Source organism: uncultured Intestinibacter sp. (assembly GCF_902468165.1).
Classification (GTDB): domain Bacteria; phylum Bacillota; class Clostridia; order Peptostreptococcales; family Peptostreptococcaceae; genus Intestinibacter.
Genome location: NZ_CABQXJ010000098.1, coordinates 1 through 9,095, shown reverse-complemented (window position 1 = coordinate 9,095; position 9,095 = coordinate 1). Strand labels below are relative to the sequence as shown.

Genomic DNA, 9,095 nt, shown 5'->3' with positions numbered 1-9,095 from the left:
ATCTATATGCCCCTTTAAAATTTCCTTATTTAATTCCACAAATTCACCTCCAAAATTAAATCATTGTAATACAAGGGTTTGTAAAAATAAAACCTCGCATAACAAGCATTATATATTATTAATACTCGTTATGCAAGGATTATTTGTTATTTTTATGTCATTTAAGTACATAAAAATAGGAATTATACCCAATGATACAACTCCTATTTATTTAGAAATAAATTATTTTTTAAACCATACTAATTTAATAAGCTACTATTTATTAGCCTCAGCATATATCTTCTGTGCCAAATAGTTAATCATATAATTTTGTAAATTATTATTAGTAAGTATCTCTCTAACTAATCTGTCATTTCTATTTTTAGTCTTAACTATACCTCTTTTGAAATAATTTTTTCCGAAAGTAGTAACTAAATCGTCATAACTATTTGCCTTAGCTATATCCATGATGTTTTTATCTTTTTTAAACATTTCCTCATACTGATCTATGATGATTCTATCTTCTTCCGTAAGTCCAACACCAAATACATCATTGATTTTTTTAATTATATCATCTAGGTATTCTTCCTCTTCTTCTGATACACGAGAGGTTGCTGTTTCAGATATACCAACCAACTCACCTTCACCATGATAAAGTGATATATCCTCACCTTTTTTATCATCATTACCAAGTTTTTGTAGCTTATAATAATCTAGACTTAGCATATCGTCAATGTCTATTCTTTCCTTACCCTTTTTGGGCAACTTTCTAAGAAGTGCTACTAAATAAACTTGTAATCTTAGAAGATTTAAGTTTTTAAAAGGATAAATTTGAATTAAAAAGTTATAGAAAGTAATATATTTCTGACATTTCTTTTTAAACTCATCTGCCCTTTTTTCATCTTCTTCCTCTATATAGCAATATCTCTCAACAGCTTTATCGATAATATTATTCATCTTTGCATCTTGATATGGTTTTCTATCTTTTTTATAAAATAATATAGTAAAATCATTTACCTCTTCATCAGTATATACACCATACTCATGCAGCTGATACCATAAATCATTTACTACGTTGGGATCAGTCACCTTATCTATATTAGTCATCTCAAAATAAGGCTTGTACGCATTTTGGATATCCTCAATGCTATTTTGGAAATCTAATATAAATGTTTGCTTGTTAGGATAAGTTCTATTAAGTCTCGATAAAGTTTGGACAGTTTTTACACCATCTAATTTCTTGTCCACATACATAGCACAAAGTTTTGGTTGGTCAAATCCTGTTTGGTATTTTTCTGCAACTATTAATATTTTAAAATCATTTTTATCAAAAATATTTGGTAAGTTTGACTCATTTATATCTGGTGCTACCTCTTGATTCATAGATACTTCTGTATACTCTTCATCCTCATGTTTAACAGTTCCAGAAAAAGCAACTAAAGACTTAATATTATATCCTTTTTCTTTTATATATTGGTCTATGGCCTGCTTATACATAACAGCATGAAGTCTACTTGCAGTAACCACCATTGCCTTTGCTTTTCCATCTAGCCACATAGACCTATTATCAACAAAATCATCTACTATTGTTTCAACCTTTTGTCTTATATTATGTTCATTTAAACTGACAAATTTAGTAATCGCTCTTTTTGCCTCTCCCTTATCAAACTCAGGATTATCAGCTATTTTCTTTCCAACTTTATAATATACATTTACTGGCATAAAGTTCTTTAATACATCTAATATAAACCCTTCTTCTATTGCTTGTTTCATAGAATATAAATGGAACTCATGAGGTAACCCATCTTCGCCTATTCTACCAAAGACCTGCATTGTTTTATTCTTAGGAGTTGCAGTAAATGCAAAGAAACTAATATGATCAAGATTCGTTCTCTTTTCTATAAGTTCATTCATTTTATCTATACTAGATTTTTCTTCTTTCTCAAGTTCATTATCAATTTTTTTAGCTTCTTCTAAAGTTTTTACTGCTAAAGTTTGCTTCAATGCATTCATATTTTCTCCAGATGTAGAAGAATGTGCCTCATCTATTATAACTGCATAATGTCTTTTCTCATGACTTTCTATTTTAGGCAAAGCATATTGGAATTTTTGTATAGTCGTTATAATAATCTTTGCTCTATTATTAATAGCATCAGCTAGGTCTGATGAATTCTTTTTATCATCAATTTTTACAACTAGACCATGCTTATGTTCTAATTGATATATAGCATCTTGCAACTGCTTATCAAGCACTTTTCTATCAGTAACCACTATTACAGAGTCAAAGATAGCATCATTATTTTCATCATGTAAACTTGATAATCTGTGAGCAGTCCAAGCTATGGTATTAGTTTTACCACTACCTGCACTATGCTGAATTAAATAATTTTTCCCTGCTTTATTAATTTTCAAATCAGAAACTATTTTTCTCACAGCATCTAACTGATGAAATCTAGGAAATATTGCTCTTCTATCCTTTGTGCCGCCTTTTTCTATAAAGTAAAATCTTTTAACAATATCAAGTAAGCTATCCTTTGTCAAAATCTCTTCCCATAAATAAGATGTCTTTTCTTTACCTTCTACTGGAGGATTTCCCTTACCTCTGTTATTTCCTTTGTTAAATGGTAAGAAGTAAGTGTTTTTACCTTTCAATTCAGTAGTCATGTATACTTCATCTGTATCAACAGCAAAATATACTAATACTCTTCTATTAAATTCAAACATACTTTCTTTTGGGTTTCTGTCTTCTTTGAATTGTTTGATAGCATTGTAAACATTTTGATTAGTGAATTGATTTTTTAACTCCATAACTATAAGTGGGAAACCATTTAATGATAAAACCATATCTAAAGTATTGTTGTGCTTATCACTGTATTTTAACTGTCTTGTTACTTTGAATATATTTTTCTTATAATTTTCATAATCAGTTTTGTTTGTAGTTAGATTTGGCTTGTTGTAGAATAGCTGGAATTTTCCATTCATCATCATATCTTCCACACCATTTCTAAGCACACTTATAAGACCTCTTGATCTTATGTTTGAATTAACTAAATCCACAAAGGCTTTTTTATAATTGCTTCCTCTGTTATATTTAAACTCATCAAGTAGTTCTTTTTGAGTATTTTCTAAAAATCTAAATAAATCTTCTGTAAACAAGCAGTTTGATAAATCAAACTCTTGTGAGTGTCCTTGCTCATAACCAATCGATACTAAGTAATTTTCAATTGATTCCTCTAAATTTTTCTCTTTTGGTAACACTGATGCCCCCTCCTATACTATTACCTAATTTATATAAAATTTATAAAAACCCTCTATAAAGTTTATATTGAGGGTTTTTATATACTAAGTTTTACATTTTAGTTCTGAATACACTATAATTCGTTCACATAGCTTTATCGCATCATTCAGACTTATACTATTTAACTTATCTATAAACAAATCAGCTACTAGATTATCATACCTTTTCTTTCTAGGTATTTGCTTAAAATAAGTTACATCTTCACATACTTTTATTATTTCTCTTGTTCTATACTGTGAATCATTTAAGTTAAATCTTTCTATATGTTTATTTATAAATTCTATCTCTTTATCTGAATATTGAAATTGTTCACTTGCTATAAATTCTTGTTCTAACAAATTATATTGTATTACATACTTATTATTTGTAACCTTATTTACAACTCCAAATGGTTGTAATATTATTTCTGCTGTATCTTTTTTTAAATATATTTCTTTTAAATCTTCATATTGCTCACATGGTGATAAACACGTTTGTTCACTACATGTACACTGACTTTCAAATAATTCTATTTCTTTTTTCTCAAGTGCTCTTTTATATTCTCCAGTTTTTTTAAATGATAGATTACACTTAATACAAGCTATTGATATATTTATATTACAATCCTTAAGTTTATAAGAATTTTTCTTTTCTATAGAATGCTCCAAGTGTCCCGATAATTTGTTATCTATATACACTTTACTATAACAATACATACAATAATTATCTGATGTTTTTAATAATAATTCTTTAAGATTTTGTTTCCCTTTTTCCTTTGAGTAAGTATAATCTTTATTTATATCATACTCTGGTTCAAAAATAGGTATATCTAATAAAAATAAATCTTTACTCATTTTTACCAATTTTTAATTTGATTTATTAAAAATAACTGTGAAGTAGTTAAGTAATTACTTTCAACCTTTTTAAGATCCTGTTCTTCAATTTCACCCCAACATCCAGTTATTTTTAAACTTAATAACCTTCTTAAAGTTATATTAATATCATCTTTATTATCATCTATTGTTTTATCATATAAATCTCTAAATATTTCTTGTACATCAGTAATTGTATTAAAGTCATTACTATCTAAACATTGATAATTTTCATTTTTCAATATTATTAGATTAAAGTTTTTTGCAGATGCCATAACATCTGCTGAATGAGTTGTTATAACCCAATTAAACTCATTAAATTCATTTTTCAAAAACTCTACTATATTTGATTTATTTCTTGATGATAAATATTCGTCTATCTCATCTATAACCACAGTTATTTTGTTATTACCTTTATTTTTATGTATATAAATAATTTCTAAAAATAGCCTAATTATAGCTTGATATCCATTAGATAAACTCTCTATTTTATTATCTACAAAAAGTTTTTCCTCGCTAGAAAATATACCATAATTCACTTCTTTCATCGTAATATCAATATCTATAAATTTTTTTAATAACATTTTTATTTCTTCCATATATTCTTTAAATATTGCTTCTATACGTCCTGTTCCATCTCCATAAATATCAAATGAATCTTGCAAGTTAAATATATTGTCATTTAATCTATATTTACTTATATTTTGGAATTTTGTATTTATGCTTATTTCTCTATTTATTATTTTTGATGAATCAAAGGTCCTGTTTATAGCATCTATAAAATAGTATTTATCAAAAGATAAATTTACTAAATTTCGTAATATTTCTGATTTTCCACTTGAATTATCCCCTATTATAATATTATCTTCATGACTAAAATTAGATTCATGTATTTTATTCGTAACTGCTGTTAATGTATTCTTGTACTTTTCTATAGACATATTCTAACCTTTCTTTAACTTTTGTTTTTGCTGAGTTAGGAGATTTAACATAACTTTGATATTTAGGATCATCTATAATATTCTCACAAAGTTCTTCAGTAATTTTATATTTATTATTATCTGTATACAAACTTGCAAAGTACAAACTTTCTAACAATAAATGAGGTACTTTCGTATTTACTTCAAATCTATCTATAAATGATGTTAAATCAATTTTATATCTGTTGACTTCATAGTCATCAAAATTCACAGCTTCATCTGAAAAATCATTTAGCATTTTAGTATAAGAGCCATTATATTTATTTATAATAACTTCTCCATCATCTTTTAACTTAAAATATTTTTGAATAGCTGAAAATCTTAAAAGCAATTCTACATCTTTACTGTGCTTATGCTTATCTCCAAATATAGTTCTCCACTTAGTATTAACATCATTTATTTCATGAAGCATGTCATAAAATTTAGATTGATATGCACCATTTCTAATTTCCTGATTTTTAAGTTTTGTTCCACCACTATTCAAATTTTTAAAAACTGTATAAAGTATTCTATTTTTATATTTTGTATTTCCAATATTAATTTCTATTATTGTTATTGGTGTAAAATCTAATTTCCTTTTAACAATATGATCTAAATTGTCATAACTTATATCTTCTTCATGTATTCCATCATTTATGTATTCAAATTTATATTTATAATTTCTTAATAATTTCTTGTCTTCTAATAATTGTTCAAAACTCATATTATCATTCATTAAAATAGGATCTATCATAATTTTAGATAATTCTGCGCTATTCTTTTCTAAATTTTTAAAATATTTTCCTTTATAATATAAGAATAAACTAAGTATTCTTTGTTGACCATCTAGTATTTCCAATTGATTCAAATTATTTCTATATGCATAAATAGGTGGTATAGGTAAGCCTCTAAGCAGAGATATCGCCAATTCCTGTACTTGTTCTTTTGTCCATATAAATTTTCTTTGATACTTAGGTATCACAAAATTCATTGAATCAAATCCTTCTACCAATGTTTTAAATCCTATTTCTGTTTTTACTTGGCTGATATTCATATTAGTATTTATACTACAATCATTTTCTTCTGTTATTTTTTCATCTATACTAATTTCATTTCTTTCATGACTTATATTCATCATAATATCACCACCTTTTATTATTTATTTAATTATAACATATTGATTATTTATTATAGTATAGAAAGTCAACTATAAAAAACTTACTCTTCTGTATATAATTTTCAAATCTACTTATAGCATTTATATTATCCTATTTATATTAACTAGATACTAGAAGTTAATCTAGTATCTCTATTTTTCCTGTTACTGCTTCACTTATTAAACTTTGTTTAGCTTCTTTTAGTTTTTGTATTTGATTTTTAGTGTTATTTAGTATTTTATTCATATAATGTAATTTTAACTCCAGAAACTCACAAATTTCTACCTGTTCTAATTTATCATAACTCAAAGCAAATTTAAATTGTCTTAAATCTCTTATAAGCACACTTGGTTGCATTTGAGATGAGTTAAACCAAGTTATCTGCTTATGACATTCATTGCTATTCAATAGATAGGACAATAACTCTGGAACTATTTTATCATTATGAGTTATTTTAGCTATATTTTGATTAATATGATATTTATTATCTTCTTTTATTAATGTTGCTTTACCTATACTTCCTACACAAGGAAATACTATATCTCCTTTATACAATTTAGACCTATTTAATCTATTTGATAGTTTAGATGATATTCTTTCTATATTATTTAAATTTAATTCATTTATACCAATATTTTGACCTCTTAACGCAATTATTTCTCCATCATCATCAGTTTCCCAATATGATGTATACTCTGCTCCTGCTAATCTAGTTAACTCAGCTATATTACTTAGTTTGTTCACTTCCCAATCCTTAGGTATCTCACCTAACCACTCAACTCCACTATCTTTCATCTCATCATTACTTCTCTTAACTAAATCATATCCATCATCATTCTTAATAACCTTCATCTTACCAGTAACAACTTCACTTATAAGACTTTTCTTAGCTTCTTCTAATTTTTCTATTAATGCTTCTTTTTTAGATATTATTGAGTTAAATTTCGAAGTCTTTTTATCAAGAAAGTTAGCTATTTTCTCTTGTTCTTCATCTAATGGTATATTTATATATAACTTTTTCCCATTATCAACATTTATACCACCTTGAGCTCCTCCAGTTTTATAATACTCAATTTGCTGACTCTGACACATTAAATAGTAATATAAAAACTTAGAATTATAGCTATACTTAGGCACAAATGCCATTACAGACTGGTTTGCAGTTGAATCAAATTGCAAATAACCTACATTTCCACATGTTGCTCCAGTCATAGCTAATACTGTTGTATTTTTAGGAATTAGTTTTGTAGAACTCTCTTTTAAACCTTGATTTGTAATGTATCTACTAACATTTGTAATATAGCAATTTTGTACTTCTCCAGAGTTTATCCAAGGAATATCTCCATCCCAATATTTAGGTTCATTAGTACTAGGTGTTCCTCCTGCAAATACATCAAAATAATACTGTGCTTTTGCTTGATTCCAAGATTTAGGTATATTACCTAACTCCCCCTTTATTAATTCCTTTTGCTCTCTATATCTATACTCCATTATCCAAGCACCTTCCTTATCTCTAGTGCAATCTCACTTTCTAACTCTTCAACTTCTTTCATGATATCAGCAAAAGTTCTTAACTCTTCATATTTATAGAAATGTCTAGTAAAAGGTATCTCATAACCCACATTACCAAAAGTACTCTCATCCATATATGCATCACTCACATGAGGTTTTACCTCTTTTTCAAAATACTCATACACATCATCTTTTAACACAATACTTTCTGTATCTCTAAGAGTTGAATCACTTTCTACATTTCCTTTAGAATCTCTGCAAACTTCTGCATTTTCATTTCTTTCTCCAATAGCTCCTACTATTGCTTTTATAAGTCCAGCAGCTAGTGTTATGCCAAACTCTTTAGATTTAGCTTTTAACTCTTTTACAAACTCATCTCTGCTTAAGTATTGTTTTTCACTGTCAAAGCTTTCTAGAAGTTTAACTAATTTTTCTTGTTTTTCTCTTCCTAATCTTTCTTCCTCTGCTTTAACTTGCTCGTCTTTTTTCTTAGATACTGCAAGATTTATAAACTGAGTAGTATTTTTTACATTTTCTATCGCTTCATTATTTACCACAAAGCTTAGTTTTAAAGGTCTATCTATTGTTATTTTTCTGTATCCAAAATCTTCATTATCAAATATTTTACTATTTTCATTTTCTTCAAAGTTTACATACAGTTCTTTTATTTCTTGTATTTGCTCTTCAGTTATTTCTTTTCTCTTATTACCTAAACTTTTTCTCATATTTTGATAGTAGTTAGTAGCATTTACAAGTTGTATTTTGCCTTTTCTTTTTTCTTCTTTTCTATTAGTAAGTACCCATATATATGTTGCTATTCCTGTATTGTAGAACATATCAGTAGGTAGTCCTATTATTCCTTCTAATAAATCATTTTCTATTATCCATTTTCTGATGTTAGATTCTCCACTTCCTGCATCTCCTGTAAATAGTGGTGAACCATTGAATATGATTGCTATTCTACTTCCTTCTTCATCATCATACATTTTGCTTATCATGTTTTGTAGGAAAAGTAGTGAACCGTCACTTACTCTAGGTGTTCCTGCACCAAATCTTCCATCAAATCCTAAGTCTGATTCTTCTTTTACTATTTTTTCTTCATCTTTCCAAGTTACACCAAAGGGTGGATTTGAGATAAGGAATCTCATATGTTCATTTTTAAATCTATCTTGTGTAAGAGTGTTACCTAATCTTATGTTGTCAGGATTTTGTCCCTTCATCAGCATATCTGCCTGACATATGGCAAATGATTCATCTAGTAACTCTTGTCCATATACGTTTACTATGGCAGAAGGGTTTATTTTTTCCACATAATCTTCACCTATTGATAACATTCCTC

The 9,095-nt window shown here is 27.2% G+C and carries 6 protein-coding genes; all 6 read right to left on the bottom strand.

Going from position 1 to position 9,095, the window contains the following annotated elements:
- Positions 1 to 255: 255 nt before the first annotated feature.
- Positions 256 to 3,237, bottom strand: a complete 2,982-nt coding sequence (locus RDX53_RS13095; RefSeq protein WP_195928784.1) for a type I restriction endonuclease subunit R — start codon at positions 3,235 to 3,237, stop codon at positions 256 to 258.
- Between the two features lie 84 nt (positions 3,238 to 3,321).
- Positions 3,322 to 4,110, bottom strand: a complete 789-nt coding sequence (locus RDX53_RS13090) for a hypothetical protein (protein WP_195928782.1) — start codon at positions 4,108 to 4,110, stop codon at positions 3,322 to 3,324.
- 2 nt (positions 4,111 to 4,112) lie between these two features.
- Positions 4,113 to 5,069 (bottom strand): hypothetical protein, encoded by a 957-nt coding sequence (locus RDX53_RS13085; protein ID WP_195928780.1) that lies wholly within the window; start codon positions 5,067 to 5,069, stop codon positions 4,113 to 4,115.
- Entirely contained in the window at positions 5,023 to 6,225 is a 1,203-nt protein-coding gene (locus RDX53_RS13080) for a DUF262 domain-containing protein (protein WP_195928778.1), read from the bottom strand. The genes RDX53_RS13085 and RDX53_RS13080 overlap by 47 nt, the downstream gene beginning before the upstream one ends.
- Before the next feature lie 157 nt (positions 6,226 to 6,382).
- Positions 6,383 to 7,735: a restriction endonuclease subunit S gene (locus tag RDX53_RS13075; RefSeq protein WP_195928776.1), complete on the bottom strand. Its 1,353-nt coding sequence runs from the start codon at positions 7,733 to 7,735 to the stop codon at positions 6,383 to 6,385.
- Positions 7,735 to 9,095, bottom strand: a 1,361-nt coding sequence (locus RDX53_RS13070; RefSeq protein ID WP_307994307.1) for an N-6 DNA methylase, incomplete at its 5' end; no start/stop codon positions are given. The genes RDX53_RS13075 and RDX53_RS13070, both read right to left, overlap by 1 nt.

Bases quoted from the DNA above. Each gene is read 5' to 3' on its own strand.
- RDX53_RS13090 (WP_195928782.1), bottom strand. From the start codon at position 4,110: ATGAGTAAAGATTTATTTTTATTAGATATACCTATTTTTGAACCAGAG.
- RDX53_RS13080 (WP_195928778.1), bottom strand. From the start codon at position 6,225: ATGATGAATATAAGTCATGAAAGAAATGAAATTAGTATAGATGAAAAA.
- RDX53_RS13075 (WP_195928776.1), bottom strand. From the start codon at position 7,735: ATGGAGTATAGATATAGAGAGCAAAAGGAATTAATAAAGGGGGAGTTA.
- RDX53_RS13085 (WP_195928780.1), bottom strand. From the start codon at position 5,069: ATGTCTATAGAAAAGTACAAGAATACATTAACAGCAGTTACGAATAAA.